Origin of the sequence: Streptomyces kebangsaanensis (genome assembly GCF_001906585.1) — a bacterium.
GTDB lineage: Bacteria > Actinomycetota > Actinomycetes > Streptomycetales > Streptomycetaceae > Streptomyces > Streptomyces kebangsaanensis.
Window position 1 is genome coordinate 429,014 of record NZ_JUJA01000167.1, and the last position, 17,928, is coordinate 446,941.

The window sequence follows — 17,928 nt, forward strand, 5'->3', positions numbered from 1 at the left end:
CCCGCCGCAGGAGCCTCACTCGTTGCGCAACGCCTCCGCGACCGTCAGCCGTGCCGCGCCCCGGGCCGGGAAGAACGCGCCCAGGACCGCGATCACGAGGCCCGACAGGGCCAGGAGAACCAGGGTGCCGGTCCGCCAGACGTCCGTCATGAAGGCGGGCAGGACGATGCCCACGGCGTCCGCCATCCGCGGCACCACCAGGTCGTAGCCCGCGATGCCCAACGGGATGCCGAGCAGGGAGCCGACCACGCCGAGCAGCGCCATCGACGTCACCACCATCACGGTGACCTGACGTGGTGTCATACCGATCGACTTCAGCGTGCCCAGGTCGCGGCGGCGGTCGCGGGTGTTGAGCACGACCGTGTTGAGGACGCCGAGGGAGGCCACCACGGCGAGCATCGCGGTGAGCAGCGCCGCGGAGCCGACGATGGTCCGGGTGGTGGTGTTCGGGCCTTGCGGCACCGGGTCGACCCCGGGGTCGGCGGCCCTGGCCGCGCGCGCGTAGGCGGCCGGGTCCGCGCCGCCGTGCAACGCGATCAGATACGCGATGGGCTTCTCGCGCGGGGACAGCGCCGTCAACGTCGACCAGTCGGTGAAGACCAACTGACCGTTGGTCTCCATGGATTCGCCGACGACGACCGCCTTCTCCCGGCGGTCGCCCTTCTCCAGGACGAGACGGTCACCGACCCGCAGGCCGTGCCGACGCAGGAAGGCCGAGGTGGCCACGACCTCGCCGGTACGGCTCGTCCACCGGCCTTCGACGAGCACGGTGCCCGACTGCGGCCGGTCACCGCGGCGTCCCTCGAGCAACACCGACCGCACCGAGCCGGCGATGCGGGCCTCCACGACCCCCCTCGCGGTGACGCCGCTCGCACCGGGCAGCGAGCGCAGCAGCGACTGCAGCGCGAGGTCCCCGTGCTCCGGCTCGATCACCTTGCCGTGGCCGGCCCGGCCCGCGTACACCGTGACCTGGAAGTCGTCCCGCCCCGCGTCACCGAACCTGGTCATCGTCGTGCCCAGACCGGTCGCGAACGTCACGGTGGCCACCCCCAGGACCACGGCGGCGAGCGTGAGGCCGCTGCGGCCCGGCCGGGCGAACGGCAGGCCCACNNGGCTCACCGGCCGCGGCAGCCGGCTGCCCGCCAGCCGGCGCTGGATGCCCAGCGCCCGCCCGGCGCGCGGGGCGCTGCCCGCGCTGATCGCCCGAGCCGCGGACAACCGGTGCGCGCGCGCCGCCGGAACGAGCGCGGCGAGCACGCAGACGGCGGGCATGCCGAGCAGCGCGAGCACGTTCACCCAGGGCGCGATGCCGACACTGCGGTGGAACACCCCCGCGTCCGGCCCCATGAACACGAACCGCAGGAGGGGACGCGCCAGCAGATTGCCGACGACGGTGCCGACCACGCAGCCCGCGACCGCGGGGACGGAGATCATCGTGATATGGACGGCGACGACCTGTCCCGGCGTGAACCCCAGGGCCTTGAGGATGCCGATGTGCCGGAAACCGGAGATCACCGCGCCGCTCACCACGTTGCCGACGATGAGCACCGACACCACGATGCCCAGAACGCCGAACGCCATCAGGTACGGGGCGTAGGCCCGCGCCGAACTCCCCACCTGGCTCTTGAGCGTGAGATACGACTGGGAGGCGGTGAGCGCGTCCTTCGGCAGCTCCGCGGTCACCGCGGACAGGTCCGCGCGGAGCCGGCTCTCCGAGGACGCGTCCGTGAAGCGGTAGAGCATCTGGGTGGCCGTCGGGCGCAGGGCCGGCATCTGGCCGGGTGCGACCCAGGCGTCCGCGGTGCGGCTCATGTCGAAGCCGAACCCGACGATGGTGAGCGTCGGCCCCGAGGGCACCTTGATCCGCTCGCCGAGGTCGCGCGCCGTCCAGTCCGACTGCCGGTTCACGACGATCTCACCGGGCCGGGTGGCCCAGCGGCCGGCCCACAGGTCCACCCGGTCCACCGGGCCCCCGGGACCGGGACGGCCCACGACCGTGACCGCGCCGTGGAGGCCGTGGGCGCCGTCCCTCGGCAGGTCGAGCACGGCCTGCGCGAAGGGCCCGGCGGCGGCCTCGACTTCGGCCCGGCGCGCCGCCTGCGCCAACCGCGCGTCGGAGACCTTGGCGGGATCGAACGCGGCGACGACGTGCGGGCCGTGCTGCTCGGCGAACGCCTTGTCGAACGGGGCGGACGCCGAGTCGACCAGGCCGAGCGCGACCACGATCGCCCCGGTCGAGGTCAACGTGACCAGCCAGATGACGAACGTCTGGAGCCTGCGCCGCCGTACGGCCGCCTGCGCGGCCCGCCACACCGCCCTCATGCGGACGGCTCCAGGGTGTGCTCGCCGGACACCCGGCCGTCGGCGAGGAGGACCAGCCGGCTGGCGCAGCGCCGCGCGAGGTGCTCGTCGTGCGTGACCAGGATCAGCGTCTGGCCGATCTGGTTGAGGTCGAGCAGCAGGTCCATCACCTGCTCGCCGGAGCGGCTGTCCAGGGCGCCGGTCGGCTCGTCGGCCAGCAGCAGGGCGGGGCGGTTCATCAACGCCCGTGCCACGGCGACGCGTTGCCGCTCACCGCCGCTGAGCACGGCGGGATAGGCGTTCCGGCGGTCGGCGATGCCGAGTTCCTCGAAGAGCTCCAGGGCGCGGCGGCGGGCCTGCCGGGCCGGGGTGCCGGTCAGCTGCGCGGCCAGGGCGACGTTGTCCAGCGCGGACAGGTCGTCGATGAGGTTGAAGAACTGGAAGACCATGCCGATCCGCCGCCGCCGGTACAGGGCCAGGCCCTTCTCGCTCAGCGCCCCCACGTCCTCCCCGTGCACGAGGACCGTGCCGCCCGTCGGACGGTCCAGGCCCGAAATCATGTTGAGCAGGGTGGACTTGCCGCATCCCGAGGGCCCCATCACCGCGACCGCCTCCCCGGCCCGGATTCGAAGCGACACCCCGTCCAGGGCGGTCGTCCCGCCGTACTCCTTGCGCACACCGTCGAGTTGTACGGCGGCCTCCGTGCTGCTGCTGTCCTCAGTGACCATGCACGGGACGCTAGGCGAAGCCGAGTGCGTGGACATCGCTCTCCGGATGGCACTCCGGCCCGCACCTCATCCTGTAGATGCAGGGCCATGAATCCGCAGGCTGATGCGGACCGGCGTGCCATTCTGCGAAGGTGGCCTTCGTGTGGGAATGGGAGCCGGACGCCCTCGTGGCGGCGCTGGGGGTGACGTGCGCGGCCGCCGGCTGGCTGACGGTGGCGCTCGTGCGCACCAGGCGCCGCTGGCGGGCCGTCGTGGGAGAACGCGGCTGGCTGCTGGAGCGGGAGCGGGAGAGCGCCGCCCGTACCGCGGTGGCGGCCGAACGCGACCGTATCGCCCGCGAGTTGCACGACATCGTCAGCCACAACGTCAGCCTCATGGTGGTTCAGGCCGGGGCCGCGAGGGAGGTGCTGGGCACCATGCCGGACGAGGCCGCGGCGGCCCTGAGGGCCGTGGAGGACGCGGGACGCGGCGCGATGACCGACCTGCGGCATCTGCTGGGCCTGCTGGCGCCGTCACAGAGCGGCGAGGACACGGACTACGAGGATCTGGTCGAGGGTGCGGAGAGCGACCGCGGAGCCGACCACGGAGCCACGGGGCCGGCGCCGCAGCCCGGCCTCGACCGGCTCGGCCCGCTCGTCGACCGGATCTCGTTCGCCGGACTGCCCGTGGAGGTACGGATCTCCGGCGAGCCGCGCCCGCTTCCCCAGGGCGTCGACGTGACCGCCTACCGCATCATCCAGGAGGCGCTGACCAACGCGCTCAAACACGGCGACGGCGGCAAGGCCGAGGTGACCGTGCGGTACGCGGACCGCGCGCTGCGTGTGGAGGTGCTGAACACCGGCCCGAGCGTGCTGACCGGCACCGGCACCGCGCCCGTCCAGCCCGCGTCGGCACCGGCCGCTCCGCGACACGGGGACGGCACGGGCCGCGGACTTCTGGGGCTGCGGGAGCGGGTCGCGGTGTACGGAGGAGACCTGGACGCCCGCCGCCGTCTCGGCGGCGGCTACCGGGTGAGGGCACGCATACCCCTGGACCGCCCATGACGACGGCCGCAGCCGGGCAGGCCCCCCGTGTCCTCATCGCCGACGACCAGACCCTCATCAGGACCGGCTTCCGGCTGATCCTGACCGCTCGCGGCATCGACGTCGTGGGCGAGGCGGCAGACGGCGAGGAAGCGCTGGCGGCAGCAGGCGAACTCAGACCGGACGTCGTCCTGATGGACATCCGCATGCCGAACATGGACGGCCTCGAGGCCACCCGCCGCATTCTGGAACGACTCCCCGACTGCCGGGTGCTCATCCTGACCACCTTCGACCTGGACCGCTACGTGTACACCGCGCTGTCCGCCGGGGCCAGTGGCTTCCTACTGAAGGACGTCACCCCGGAACACCTGGCGGCGGCCGTACGGCTCGTCGACACCGGCGACGCCCTGCTGGCCCCGTCGATCACCCGCCGACTGGTGGAACGCTTCGCCTCGGAAGCCGCCCGAACACCCGCCGTGCACGCCGATCTGGCCACCCTGACACCCCGCGAACTGGAAGTCCTGACCCTGCTGGCCCGCGGCCTGTCCAACGCCGAACTGGCCGCCGAACTGACCCTGAGCGAGGCCACCGTGAAGTCCCACGTGGCCCGCATCTTCGCCAAACTGGCCCTCCGCGACCGCGCCCAGGCGGTGGTGCTCGCCTACGAGACCGGGCTGGTCCGGCCCGGTGACTCCGGGGCGAGCAGACCCCCGGGCCCATGACCGGGCCCATGCCCCGACCTCGTTGCCCTGCGGACCGAAGGCCGGTCGGCATGCCGTCGTGACTCTCCGTTCGGCCGGTGTGGCGCGGGTGCGGCTCTCGGGGACGGCGCCGGGCCCGCCCGAGGAAAACCCGGCCTGATACGCCCCAGCCTGTCTGTGTCTCTGGGGCGGATCAGCCAGTACAACGCAGGAGTAGTCCTCCACTCCCCGGCGATCAGGCTGAGCCGAGGTCGGCGTGTGTCCGCGCATCCGGCTCGGCCTCTCCCTGCTCAGGCGCGGTTGCGTAAACGTACGGACGTCACGCAGTGCACCCGCCCGTAACGTCTGTAGCACCAACCCTGTTGAGCACGACGGAAGTCGCACGGCGCACTCCTGGGCAGCGCCCGGGCCACGGGGGAGGAGACCACGCATGGCGTGGGACGAGTGGGAACAGCTGAAGCAGGACGCTGTCCATCGACACACGGCACGAATGCAGCTCGACCAGTACGAGGCCGGCGACGGACCCGGCCCGTCGACCAGCAGCGTCACCGGCGGTGTGAAGTCCACTCGGCGGGAGTGGAGCAAAGCGGGCGAGAACGTCGACGGTCTCAGGAAGGGCGTGGGCAAGGCCCTGAACCAGCTGGAGGACGGGCAGAAAGGGCTCGGTGACAAGTCGGGATGCCTGTCCGCCGGAGCCCAGAAGGACGTGTACGACTCCTGGGCCCGCTACATCAAGAGCGTCAACGAGCGCTGCGGCAGCGTCAAAGAAGTCCTCGAGAAAGTCGGGCGCGACCTCCTGACGACCGACGGGTCCGTCGGATCGGCGTTCGCTGCCATCGCCGCCAAGTACGCCGACAGGCCCGCGGTCGGCGGCCAGGGTGCTGGGCGGTAACGGACAGCCATGGATCTCGCGACCCTCAAGAAGCTGAAGCCGTCCGAGTTCGAGGAGGCGGCCGATGGCTACCGCGCGGCCGGCGACATGGCCTGTGCGGCCAAGGACCACATCGACAACGTCGTTGCCGCGGGCATGCGCAAGTTCCTCCAAGGCCACGCTCTCGAAGCAGCACTCGGAGAGCTGAAGAACCTCTCGGCCGACTTCCACTACACCCAGATCGAATGCGGCCTGGTCAGCACGGCGCTCAACGGCTTCGCCCACGACATGGACGCCGCCCGCAGGAAGCTCCTGGCCGCGCTCGACGACGCGGAAGCGCTGAAGTTAACAGTCAACGCGGATGGCAGCGTCACCTACCCGGAAGCCCGACCGCGCAACAGCGTGGAATCGCCTCCCCAAGGCGGCGCCGTCGGCAGCGCCACCGACCCTACGGCCCAAGCCGTCGGCCACCAGGCGGCCGGCTTCGACCCCAACCCCCACCACGCCGAGGCCCTCGCCATCGCGGACCGTATCGCCACCGCGCTCAAGGAGGCGACGGAGGCGGACGCCAAGTGGGAGCCGAAGATCCGGGCGTTGAAGGCCGATGACGACCTCACCGTGTCCCACCAGGACCTCAAGGACGCGCAGTCGGACATGGCCGGGGTCCGGGACGCGGGCAAGGGCTACCTGGAGTCCATCGGCGGTCCTCCGAAAGACGGCAGCCCGCAGGAGAACTCCGACTGGTGGAACGGGCTCAGCCCCGAGGAACGCGAGACCTGTCTGTCCCTTCACCCCGATGTGGTGGGGAGACTGGACGGGCTCCCGTCCGAGATCCGCGACGAGGCGAACCGCATCGTGCTCGACGAGAAGCAGGCCGAGTACCAGCTTCGGATCGATTCCATCCCGAAACCACCCGCCAACGAGTGGACGTGGATCACCGCAGGTGGACATCCGTCCAAGGTGCACACCGACGAATGGATGGAGTGGAACAGGAAGTACGGCGACGAGTACCGGCACCTGCAGTCGTCCCTCAAAGGCATGAACGCCGTCCGGGCCCGGTTCGACCAGACGGGCGAAGGTGGACTGCCCGAGGCGTATCTCCTCGGGTTCAGCGCGGAGGGCAACGGCCGGGCCATCGTGGCCACCGGCAACCCCGACACCGCCCAGCACCAGGCGGTGTACGTGCCCGGTACCACGTCGAACCTCGGGAAGATCGGCGGCGACATCGACCGGATGACCGAGTTGTGGCGCCAGGCGCAGAAGGCCAAACGGGACGCGTCCGTGTCGGCCATCACCTGGCTCGGCTACGACGCCCCGCAGGACGTGGTCAAGGACGCCCCGTTCGAGCACTACGCCTACGACGGAGCGCCCGCCTACCGTCAGTTCATGGACGGCCTCGATGCCTCACACAGCGGCTCCGGCGATCCGCACCGTACGGCCGTCGGACACTCCTACGGCACCACCCTCATCGGGGCGGCGGCCCAGACCGGCGACCTCAACGCGGACGACGTGATCCTGGCGGGAAGCCCGGGCGTCAAGGTCGGTTCGGCCGACGAGTTGGACGTTCCCAAGGGGCACGTGTGGAACGAGGAAGCGGACGGAGACCCCGTCCCGGACATCGGCCGCTGGGGCCACGGCGGCAGCCAGTGGAAACCCGGCGGTGGCGTGTTCCTCATCCCCAGCGACGAAGCCTTCGGCGCGAACCAGATGAACACGCGTGCCGAGGGCAGCGGCCCGACGGCAACCAAGGGAGCGGAGGGCCACAGCCAGTACTGGGACAGAGATACGACGGCGCTGAAGAACCAGGCGCTGGTCGTGGTCGGCGAGTACGGCAACGTCACCGCTCCCCAGTGACAGACGCCCGCCGGCTCGTAGCGTCGCACACCGGACTACCACCGAACTGCCGAACGAAATCTAGGACTTGCATGCTCCGCGCACCGCTCCGCATCTCCCCTCGGCGTCGCCTGGGCAGTGCCTCGCTCACCCTCGTACTGACCGGCCTTCTCCTCAGTGGATGTGGCATGACGAACGACGACACCACCAAGCCCCCCGCCACCAGCGCCGGCACACCAGGCGAAACGGGCTCGGGGATTCCCGACGCGGGCACCGCCACGGTCGACGAGGCGGTCGCCTCGGTGAAAGCCGTCTCCAGCCAGATCTACGACTTCACCGGTGTCCCCGGCAAGGCCTCCGAGGCCGGGCCGGGTGTCAAAGCCTGCTCAGGCAAGGACCCCGAGACGCACTTCCAGGTCTACCACCCGTGGAACTTCGAACCGGATTCCGGTACCGACAACGACGTGGCCATGAAGAACCTGAAGGAAAAGCTGAGTACGGGCGGCTGGGTGATCAAGGATTCGTACCGCGACAACAGTCCGCACAGGAGTCTCAACCTCATCGCTGACAACGACTCCCGGAAGATGAGCGTCTGGATCGTCGCGTACAGCAAGCGTGCCACCCCGAGCCTTGGCATCGAAGTCATCTCCGGCTGCTACCGGGCTCCTGAAGGGGAGACGATCAAGCACTTCTGACACGACGTTACCGGCACACCCACCCCGCCACCGCCACCGCCTCGTCTGACTGATCTTCTACGAGGGCCCCGAGACCTTCGCGGAGCGCAACGCCATGTACTGGGCGTCGCCCGAGCGCAAGGCGATGGGCCTCGACCCGGACGACCACCTCGTGCACACCGACGACCGCACGGCCGAACAGCGCTACTGACCGCGCGGTGAGGATCAGCGAGGTTGTGCGGCATGGCGCTGACCGTCAGTGCCGGTGCTGTCGGCCAGGGCGCGGACGCGTTCGGCCGCGCTGTGAAGGGTGCGGGCGAACGCGGTGTCGCCCTCGGCGGTCTCGATCAGGGCCTCGGCGACGTCGCCGAGGTGTCCGTCCTCCGGGGCGAGCAGGAGGTGCACACCGGCGCGGATGGCGGCCACCGCGGTCTGGGGCGCGGTGCGGCCGCGCAGGGTCGCGGGGGCGTCGAGGTCGTCGCTGACGATCAGGCCGTCGAAACCGCGGTCTCGAAGGAGCCCGACCACGGTGGAGGAGGTGAGGGCGGCTTCGTCACCGTCGAGCCCGGCGAGAGGGGCGGGGCCCATCATGACGGCTCGTGTGCCGGCTCGCACGCAGGCGTCGAACGGGATCAGGGCGCTCTCGGTCCAGCGGCCCTCGGGAACGTGCGCCACGTCCAGGGCGGGGTCTGCGGTGACCTCCGGGAAGCCGGGGAAGTGCTTGGTCACGGCGGTGACACCTGCGCGCTGCACACCGGTGACGAAGGCTGCCGCCAGTGCTCCGACGCGGGCCGGAGGCAGGTCCAGGGTGCGTCCTCGCAGCCAGGGGTTGTCTCCGGTGAGGCGGTCGCACACAGGGGACAGGAAGGTGTTGACACCCAGTCGCAGGGCAGCGAGGCCGAGTTCGTGGGCGGCGCACTCCACCTCTGCCGGGTCGGTGTCCGGTCCGAAGTCCGGCAGGCCGGGCACGAGGCGGTGCAGCCGCTTGATCCCCCAGGGCTCCTGGTCGACAGCGACGAGCACACCCGTACCGGCGAGGGCGCGCAGGCGCGCGGTGAAGTCGACGAACTGCTGCGGCGTCTCGGTGGCCTGTCGCTTCTCGGTCATGGCCCGGGCGACGTACTCGGCGCGTGATTCGCCCATGATCACGGAGCGGGTGCCGGAGGCGAGCAGTGAGGCCAGGGAGGCGGGCACGGTGAACCCGTCGAGTGCGGGCAGCAGTACGGCGTGGGCGTCCTGGCCGATGGTGGTGGTCATGATGGGCGGCCACTTCTTGGCTCGCGGTGCGGTGCGTCCCGCGCGGCGGACTCGTCAGGCGGTCCTGACGACGGTGCCGGCGTCTTCGAGCGCGGCCACCTCGTCGGCGGGCGCCGTGGTGTCGGTGACGAGGGTGTGCAGGAGAGTGGTGGGGCCGACGTAGGCGTAGGCGGTGCGGCCGAGCTTGCTGCCGTCCGTGGCGACGACGATGCGGCGTGCGGAGGCGATGCCCGCCTTCTTCACCGCCGCGTCGTCGAGGTCGTACGCGGTCAGGCCTTCGGCCGCGCTCAGGCCGCAGCAGCCGACGACCGCGGTGTCGAAGCGCAGTGCCGCCAGGGAGGCGAGTGTGAGGGGGCCGGTCAGGGCCCCTTCGGCGGCGCGGGGCCGTCCGCCGGGCACCATCAGCGTGGCCGGCCCCGGAGTCTCGCCGAGGATGTGGATGGCCTGCAGTGACAGGGGCATCACGGTGACCGGCCGCCCGCGCAGCAGGCGGGCGACCTCCAGGCAGGTGGTGCCGCTGTCCAGCAGGACGGTCTCGCCGTCGGCGATGAGCGAGGACACCTCGGCCGCGATCCTGCGCTTGGCGTCGACGGCCTCGTGGGCGCGCAGCGCGAAGGGCGGCTCCTCGCCCCTGAGCAGCAGGGTGCGTGCCCCACCGCGGACGCGTTCGAGGACGCCCTGCGCGGCCAGTGTGTCGAGGTCGCGCCGGATGGTCATCTCCGAGGCGCCGGTCAGCTCGGCGAGCTCCTGGACCGTGACACTGCCCGACTCCCTGACGGCCTGCGCGATCAGCCTGTGCCGGCCTGCGTTGCTCATGTCGCGATTGAACACCACTCGAAATGAACACACAAGTTGTTCATAGTGCGGCTGTCCAAACATCAAAGTTGTTCTTTATGGTGGCCGACATGGAACGTTCGCTTCGAGCCGCCCGTGTGGCGACCTTCGTGTACTTCATCCTCTGCGGCACCCTGATGGGAGCGTGGGTGGTGCACATCCCCGCCATCGAGGAGCGCGTGGGCATCAGCCACGCGACGCTGGGGGGCCTCCTGGTGCTGCTGGGGCTCGGGGCCTTCATCGGCATGCAGGCGGCCGGGAGTCTGACCGACCGCCTCGGGGCGCGTGTCGTGGTCCCCGCCTCCGGCGTTCTGTGCGGTGCGACCCTGGTCCTGCCCGGCCTCTCCCGGGATCCGTGGACGCTGGCGGGTGCGCTGCTGGTCTTCGGCTTCGGCAACGGCTGCCTGGACGTGAGCATGAACGCCCACGCCGTGCATGTGGAGAAGGCGTACGAGCGGCCCGTCATGTCGGCGTTCCACGCCACGTTCTCCGTGGGCGGCGTCATCGCCGCGCTCGTCGCGGCGGGTGCCGCGAGCGCCGGCACGAGCCCGGCCGCGACTCTGGGCGCCTTGGGAGCCGTGGGCGCCATGACCGCACTCGTGGCGGCACGCGGCCTGCTGCCGGCCGCGCCGGCGGTTGCCGCCACCGGCGCCGCGGAGGGTGAACAGGCACCGGCCGCGAAGCGACGCGGCACCCCCGGGCGCATCTGGACCCTCGCCGCCCTGGCTCTCATGGCCATGCTGTGCGAGGGAGCCGCCAACGACTGGAGCGCACTGCACCTGAAGGACGTCCTCGGTGCACCGGCGAGCACCGCCGCCTTCGGGTACGGCACCTTCGCGGCGATGATGACGCTCGGCCGGCTGCTCGCCGACCCCCTCTCCGCCCGGTTCGGGCCCATGGCCATCCTGCGCTACGGCTCAGCCACGGCCGCCGTCGGAATCACGATCGCGGCCGTCTCCCCGTGGATATGGGCCGCGTTCGTGGGCTGGGCGCTGTTCGGCCTGGGCCTGTCGGGCTGCGTCCCCCAACTGTTCAGCGCAGCCGGACACGCCGACCCCTCCGCCGCCGGCGCCAACGTCTCCCGCGTCGCCGGGCTCGGCTACCTCGGCATGCTCGCCGGTCCCGCCGTCATCGGCTGGATGACCCATCTCGTGGCACTGAACCACACCTTCCTGCTGCTGACCCTGCTGTGCGTCGTCACCGCGGCGACCGCCGGAGTCCTGCGCACCGGATCCGGCCGCACACACGAGATGACACACAGCGGCTCCTGACCGCCTGTGCGGCACGGCCTGACCCCGTGCCGCACAGGCTCCCCGCCCACCCCCGGCCGCCGGACGAACCCACCGGCGACGACCTGGGTGTCGAGTACGACTTCCGGTTCCTCACCGAGAAAGAAGCCGAGGCCGACAACGACAGCGGCCAGGCCCACCGGTACCGCGTGCAGGACGTCCGGACCTTCGCACCGCCGCGGACGTCATCCGCGCGCTGCGGCACCAGGGTGTCGCGGACAACGATGTCGCCGACGACGTGTTGATCCGTCTCCACCTCTCCATGAGACCGTCCACCCGTCGGTGGCCACCGCTCAGTGGGTGGAGCGGGTCGCCGGGAGGCGATCCGCGAACTGGTCGACGAGCTCAACGGGATTGGGTGGCGAGAGCAGACGGCTACGCGCCGTCCGGCCTTCGAGCAGGGCCTCGGTGACGCGCTCGACGGCGGGTGGTCTTCGCCACAGTTTGCCCATTTCGGAACGGATGGATGCGTATAAGTGGTTCTGGGACTGGTTGCGCTCCTCGGGCAACCAGCTCCAGAGATTCAGAGACCAGCGACATGGGAGAAGCGTTTGATCACGGAACGTAAACGGAACACCAGGCTGGTGGCTGCGGCCGGCGTACTCGGCGGCGTACTCGCACTCACGGCCCTCGGCGGCACCAGCAACGCTGCCACCAGCGGCAACGACGCCGGGAACCCCCCGAAAACGCAGGCGCGGGTGGATCAGCCGGCCGCCCAGGACGCTTCCGACGCCCGAATAAAGATCACGCCCAAGCAAGGTGCCTACAACGTAGGGATCAACGACCCCGTCAAGGTCACCGTCAGTAACGGAAAGCTCACCAAGGTGACCATGACCGCCGTCGCGACCGGTGCCGAGATTCCGGGCACCCTGTCCGCGGACGGCACGTCCTGGAAGCCGGACGGTCGACTGGAGCGGGCCACCAGGTACCAGGTCGCCGCAGACGCCGAGGACGCCAAGGGACGCTCCGTCACCGGGTACGCCACGATCACCACGGTCTCCCCGGCCGGCGACTTCATCGGGCACCTCACCCCCGAGGACGGCTCGACCGTCGGCGTGGGCATGCCGGTGACGGTCGAGTTCGACAAGGCGATCGGCGACAAGGCCGCCGTGGAGTCGAGGATCCAGGTCCGCTCCAGCAGCGGCCAGCGGGTCGTCGGCCACTGGTTCAACGACCAGCGCCTGGACTTCCGCCCCGAGAACTACTGGAAGCCCGGCTCCACCGTCACCGTCAAGCTCGACCCCCACGGCAACCAGAAGACAGTCACGTTCAAGATCGGCCGGAGTCAGATCAGCACGGTCGACGCCAGGACGAAGCAGATGACCGTCGTACGGGACGGCAAGACGATCAAGACCATCCCCATCTCGTCCGGCAGCCCCGAGCACCCGACGTACAACGGTCAGATGGTCATCTCCGAGAAGTTCCGGCAGATCCGCATGAACGGTGCGTCCGTCGGCCTCACGAAGAAGGACGGCAAGCCCGCGTACGACATCGCGGACGTACCGCACGCCATGCGCCTGTCCGCCTCGGGCACGTTCATCCACGGCAACTACTGGAGTGCCGACCCGGTCTTCGGCAAGGTCAACACCAGCCACGGCTGCGTGGGCCTGAAGGACGTCAAGGGCGGCGGCGACGGCGAGCAGCCCGCCGCGTGGTTCTTCGACCACTCGATGATCGGTGACGTCGTGATCGTCAAGAACTCCGACGACAAGACCACGCTGGCCCCGGACAACGGCCTCAGCGACTGGAACATGCCGTGGAGCGAGTGGGTCGCGGGCAGCGCCACCAGCTGACGCCGGGTCACGTTCCGCGCAGAGGCCCAGCGGGTCGACCGGGTCGACGCACGACGTGAGTTCTTCCACGTCACCCCGGTCCAGGCCGGTCGCCCTGGCCCGCCACGCCGGCCGGCGCCTCCTGGAGTTCCACGAGGAACCGGACGCGCCGGAGTGGCGGGCGAGTGTCGCGGCGGCACGGGAACGGCAGTGACGGCGGACGGCTGAGAGGGCGGGGCGGCACTGGACACGGTGCCACCCCGCCCCGGTGGCCACCAACACGGCTGTCAGTACCGCCAGGTACCCTCGGTTCCGTCGTCATCGCGGCCCGACGGGCTTCCGCTCCACTCCGGTGGAGTCTCGAAGGACATGCCCCCACCCGCACGAGTCACTTCGTGCTGCCTGGGGGAAGTCCTTGCTGTTCCGCGAGTCCGCGAAGACCATCGCCGCGAGAGCGCTCGACAGTTCGCTCTACCTCCACCTCACCGAGCAGTTCGTCCACATGCACGGCCACCGGCCCAGTGCCGCCGAGGTCCGCTCCTGGGAGCGGAGCGTCCCCACGCTGGCCGCCGCGCTCAACGACGCGGGCCTCGGCGACGTCGAGATCATGCTGGAATACGCCCTCCCGCTGAACAGCAAGCGCGCCGACGCCGTCCTCGCCGGCGTACACCCCGCCACGGGCGAGCCGTCGTACGTCGTCGTCGAGCTGAAGCAGTGGAGCCAGGCCGAACCGGACGAGGACGACCCGGCGCTGTGCCGGATCGACGCCTACACGCACCCGGTCCTCAACCCCATCGAGCAGGTACGCCGCTACTGCGAGTACCTCGTCAACTTCAACGGCGCGGTGGCCGAACACCCGGGCCGCGTCAGCGGCGTGGCGTACCTGCACAACGCCACGGAGTTCGGTGTGGGCGGCCTGCGCGCCATCGAACTCGACGACCACGGCCAGTTGTTCACGGCCGAGCGGCGAGGCGACTTCATCGACCACCTCCGCACCAAGCTCAGCGACAAGGTGCCCGGCGCCCACGCGGCCGACGAACTCCGGGCGGGCAGGACGGTCCCGTCGAAGCAGCTCATGTCGGTCGCGGCCCAGGAGGTGCGGGAACGCGAGCAGTTCGTCCTCCTGGATGAGCAGCAAGTCGCTTACCGCATGGTGCTCAACGCCGTACGCAAGGCCAAGCGGTCCGACCACAAGGAGGTCGTGGTCGTCACCGGCGGCCCCGGCACCGGCAAGAGCGTCATCGCGCTCTCCCTGCTCGGCGAGCTGTACCGGCAGGGCATCCCGGCCCTGCACGCCACCGGCTCCCAGTCGTTCACCAAGACGATGCGCAAGGTCGCCGGCACGCGCAAGCGCGAAGTGCAGGACCTGTTCAAGTACTTCAACAGCTTCATGACGGCCGAGAAGAACTCCCTCGACGTCCTGATCTGCGACGAGGCCCACCGCATCCGCGAGACCTCCGCCAACCGCTACACCCCGGCGGCCCACCGCACCGGCAAGCGGCAGATCGACGAACTCATCGACGTCGCCCGCGTCCCCGTCTTCCTCCTCGACGAACACCAGGTCGTGCGCCCCGGCGAGATGGGCACCGTGGAGGACATCGAGGCGGCCGCGGCGGCCAAGGGCCTCGAATGCCATGTCGTACCGCTGGAGAGCCAGTTCCGCTGCGGCGGCAGCGACGCGTACCTGCGCTGGGTGAAACGCCTCCTCGGACTGGAGAGCGGCGGTCCGGTGGTCTGGGAACCCGACGGCCGCATGCACCTGCTGGTCGCCGACAGCCCCCAGGAGATGGAGGCGTTCCTCCAGGCCCGTCGGGACCAGGGCTACGGCGCCCGCATGTCCGCCGGCTACTGCTGGCCCTGGTCCAAGGAACCCGGGCCCGGCGACCCCCTTCCCGCCGACGTGGTCATCGGCGACTGGGCCCGCCCCTGGAACCTCCGCGGCGACCGCTCCGTCTCCGGCGCACCCCCGTCCGCCCTGTGGGCCACCGACCCGGCCGGCTTCGGCCAGGTCGGCTGCGTCTACACCGCCCAGGGCTTCGAGTACGACTGGTCCGGCGTGATCATGGGCCCCGACCTGGTCTGGCGCGGCGACCACTGGATCACCGACCGTACGCGGTCCGAGGACCCGGTCTTCAAGAAGTCGACCTCCGACGCCGACGTGGACCGCCTGATCCGCAACACCTACAAGGTGCTGCTGACCCGCGGCATGATCGGCACGATCGTGTACTCGACGGACCCGGAGACGCGGGAGAAGCTGCGGGAACTGGTCGGTGGCCGACGGGAGCAGCGGGTTTCCGCGGTGTGACAGGGGGGATTCCTCGCCACGGAGCACACGATCCGGCCATGATGGCTACGCTTCGCGTCGACCACGGTGTCGTCGTCGTCCGTAGGCGGCCGATCTCCCTAAGATCCCGGGTACTGATTGCGGCCCGACGGGCTTCCCACGAGGACACGCCCCCACCCGCACGAGTCACTCGTGCCCTGGGGGATCCACCTCGTGTCCATGCTCCTCCTGAGGTTGGCAGCACAGGATCTGCTGACCCTGAACTCGAGGCGCCGCATGGTGCCCCATCTGGCCGCTCGATGGCGGCACTTCCGAGGTGCGGACGCCTCGCTGTCGGAACGCTCCGCGTGGGCCGAGAGCCTCGTGCACCTCGCCGGGGACCTGGTCGCCGCCGGTCGCGGGAACGTGGAGATGATCGTCGAATGCGCTGCCACCCTCGACGAGGCCGACCGCCCCGGTGACCCGAGGCTCATCGATGTCGTCCTTGTGGGCCACCACCCGGAGGAGAGTGGCCTGTCCGTTCAACTGGTCGAGTTGAAGCGCTGGTCGATGGTGACCAGGGTGGAACGAGCCACAGCGGAACTGGTGCACGTACCGGGAATGGGCAAGAAGAAGCATCCCGCCCTGCAGTTGCGCGAGTACTACGATGCGTTCACGGGCGACAGGGGGCCGCTGCACGGGCTGGACTTCGAATGCGGCGGTTTCGCCTACCTGCACAATGCCACCGACGCCTCGGTCCGGCCCCTGGTCGACGTGGACGCCCCGACCGGCCCCTATGCCCGCGTCTACACGAACGACCGGCGCGAGCAGTTGATGTCCGATCTCCGCAAGCACTTCGCCGACGAGGGCGGAGCCTCCGCAGCCGAGTTACTGCTGCAGAGCATGGGCTTACGCAACACGCCCCTGCTCGACGCGATGATCCGCTCCCGCGGAGAGGACACGGTCTTCACCCTGCGCGGTCGGCAGAAGAGGGTCGCCGACCAGATCCTGGACACCGCCTCCAAGGTTCTCCCCGATCCGTGGCGCCCCGCCCTCGTGCCGGATGAGCGACGCGTGGTCTTCCTGGTCACCGGTGGTGCCGGTACGGGGAAGAGCGCCATCGGTCTCCAGCTCAAGGCGGAGCTGGAAGCCGACGGCCGCACGGTCAAGTACGCCAGCGGGAGCAGAGCTTTCAACGGCGCGATTCAGGAACATGTCGGTTACGGGGACCGCGAGTTCAAGGAGAGCTTCACCTACTTCAGCAACTTCGTCACCCCGCCGGACCCGCCCCTGGACGTGCTGATCTGCGACGAGGCGCACCGCCTGCGGGAACGCTCGACCAACCGGTTCTGGAAACCGGAGCAGCAGGGCACCAAGCCCCAGGTCGACGAACTCCTCGACGCGTCCCGCCTGACGGTGTTCTTCCTGGACGAGGGGCAGTGCGTGCGACCGAACGAGGTCGGCACCGCAGAACTGATCGAGGATGCGGCGCGACGGTACGGGGCCAGTCTCCTCCGGTACGGACTGCGGGAGCAGTTCCGCTGTGGTGGCAGCGACGCCTACATCCGCTGGGTGCGCGCCGTGCTCGGCGTGACGGACGGGGAACCGGAGCAGTGGACGCCGGACGGACTGATGCACGTCGAAGTGGCGGACAGCCCGGAAGAGCTCGAACGCATCATCCACACCGAAGCGCTTGCCGGGGCGTCCGCTCGCCTCGTCGCGGGGTACTGCTGGCCGTGGACGAAGCCGCTCGGCAGGGAGAGGCGTCTGGAGAGCGACGTGCGGATCGGTGACTGGCACAGACCGTGGAACGCGGACAGCGACGCGTTCTGCGAGAACGGAGTGCCACCGTGCAAGATCTGGTCCGTGCACGAGAACGGTCTCGGCCAGATCGGTTGCGTGTACACGGCCCAGGGGCTCGAGTGGGACTGGTGCGGCGTGATCATGGGTGAGGACATGGTGCGCCGGGACGGCCAGTGGGTGTTCCGGCGGGGCAAGGAGCGGAAGGACCCGGAGACCGGCGTCAAGCGCGTCGCCGTCCCGGGCTCGTTCGACCCCAAGGTGAGGGCCGGCAGCGTCGACGACCAGGAGTTCGCCCGGCTGGTCCGTCATGCCTACCACGTGCTGATGACCCGGGCGAGCCGTGCGACGGTGCTCTACTCCACGGATGAGGAGACCCGCAGCTACTTGAAGGATCTGGTCGGTGAGGTTCAGGTGCACGGGCTGCGTCCCACTTGGGAGAACCTGCCGGAGGAAGCGCGCGTACCGCACCTGCCCCGGCCCCGCCGGGGACGACGCTCCCGCAGGAGAAGCCAGAACGTGGGCCCGCAGTCACCCGATCTGCATCTGTTCTGAGGCACGCGGACGGACGCGAAGTGGCGGG

Annotated in this window: 14 protein-coding genes and 1 pseudogene; 10 read left to right on the forward strand and 5 right to left on the reverse strand. The window is 70.2% G+C overall.

Translation table 11 applies throughout. From position 1 onward, the window contains the following. Positions 1-15: 15 nt before the first annotated feature. The 3 genes and pseudogenes from RH94_RS45825 to RH94_RS36720 all read right to left on the reverse strand — a co-directional run. A partial coding sequence (locus RH94_RS45825) for an ABC transporter permease (protein ID WP_234426293.1) occupies positions 16-1,110 on the reverse strand: 1,095 nt, incomplete at its 5' end. Positions 1,111-1,112: 2 nt separating this feature from the next. Further along, positions 1,113-2,322, reverse strand: a pseudogene (locus RH94_RS46495) (ABC transporter permease); the annotation flags it as partial. Next, positions 2,319-3,029 (reverse strand): ABC transporter ATP-binding protein, encoded by a 711-nt coding sequence (locus RH94_RS36720; protein ID WP_073952605.1) that lies wholly within the window; start codon positions 3,027-3,029, stop codon positions 2,319-2,321. The pseudogene RH94_RS46495 and the gene RH94_RS36720, both read right to left, overlap by 4 nt. 140 nt (positions 3,030-3,169) lie before the next feature. Here RH94_RS36720 and RH94_RS36725 point away from each other — a divergent pair, with 140 nt between their 5' ends. From RH94_RS36725 to RH94_RS36745, 5 genes are all read left to right on the forward strand, one after another. After that, complete coding sequence (locus tag RH94_RS36725) at positions 3,170-4,072, forward strand: sensor histidine kinase (protein WP_079189323.1); 903 nt, start codon at positions 3,170-3,172, stop codon at positions 4,070-4,072. After that, the gene (locus tag RH94_RS36730; RefSeq protein WP_073952606.1) at positions 4,069-4,773 is read left to right on the forward strand and encodes a response regulator; all 705 of its coding nucleotides are present in this window, start codon (positions 4,069-4,071) and stop codon (positions 4,771-4,773) included. The genes RH94_RS36725 and RH94_RS36730 overlap by 4 nt, the downstream gene beginning before the upstream one ends. Before the next feature lie 409 nt (positions 4,774-5,182). After that, entirely contained in the window at positions 5,183-5,644 is a 462-nt protein-coding gene (locus RH94_RS36735) for a hypothetical protein (RefSeq protein ID WP_073952607.1), read from the forward strand. A 9-nt stretch (positions 5,645-5,653) separates the two neighbouring features. Further along, entirely contained in the window at positions 5,654-7,477 is a 1,824-nt protein-coding gene (locus tag RH94_RS36740) for an alpha/beta hydrolase (RefSeq protein WP_073952608.1), read from the forward strand. 167 nt (positions 7,478-7,644) lie between these two features. Continuing rightward, on the forward strand, positions 7,645-8,151 hold the full coding sequence (locus tag RH94_RS36745) for a hypothetical protein (protein WP_234426294.1): 507 nt from the start codon (positions 7,645-7,647) through the stop codon (positions 8,149-8,151). A gap of 204 nt (positions 8,152-8,355) precedes the next feature. Here the strand turns inward: RH94_RS36745 and RH94_RS36750 are convergent, their stop codons facing one another. Next, positions 8,356-9,387 carry a glycoside hydrolase family 3 N-terminal domain-containing protein gene (locus RH94_RS36750; RefSeq protein ID WP_073952610.1) on the reverse strand — a complete coding sequence of 344 codons (1,032 nt, stop codon included), beginning with the start codon at positions 9,385-9,387 and terminating at the stop codon, positions 8,356-8,358. Positions 9,388-9,441: 54 nt separating this feature from the next. After that, positions 9,442-10,203, reverse strand: coding sequence for a DeoR/GlpR family DNA-binding transcription regulator (locus tag RH94_RS36755; RefSeq protein ID WP_073952655.1), 762 nt, complete (start codon positions 10,201-10,203; stop codon positions 9,442-9,444). A gap of 89 nt (positions 10,204-10,292) precedes the next feature. Between RH94_RS36755 and RH94_RS36760 the strand changes: the two genes are divergently transcribed. The 5 genes from RH94_RS36760 (at position 10,293) to RH94_RS36780 (ending at position 17,900) form a co-directional block, all read left to right on the forward strand. Next, entirely contained in the window at positions 10,293-11,492 is a 1,200-nt protein-coding gene (locus tag RH94_RS36760; RefSeq protein WP_073952656.1) for an MFS transporter, read from the forward strand. Between the two features lie 26 nt (positions 11,493-11,518). Beyond that, positions 11,519-11,755, forward strand: a complete 237-nt coding sequence (locus RH94_RS36765) for a hypothetical protein (protein WP_073952611.1) — start codon at positions 11,519-11,521, stop codon at positions 11,753-11,755. A gap of 309 nt (positions 11,756-12,064) precedes the next feature. Beyond that, positions 12,065-13,303, forward strand: coding sequence for a L,D-transpeptidase (locus tag RH94_RS36770; RefSeq protein ID WP_407697412.1), 1,239 nt, complete (start codon positions 12,065-12,067; stop codon positions 13,301-13,303). Positions 13,304-13,697: 394 nt separating this feature from the next. Beyond that, complete coding sequence (locus tag RH94_RS36775; protein ID WP_073952613.1) at positions 13,698-15,587, forward strand: DUF2075 domain-containing protein; 1,890 nt, start codon at positions 13,698-13,700, stop codon at positions 15,585-15,587. A gap of 213 nt (positions 15,588-15,800) precedes the next feature. Beyond that, complete coding sequence (locus tag RH94_RS36780; protein ID WP_324614345.1) at positions 15,801-17,900, forward strand: DUF2075 domain-containing protein; 2,100 nt, start codon at positions 15,801-15,803, stop codon at positions 17,898-17,900. Positions 17,901-17,928: the final 28 nt, after the last annotated feature.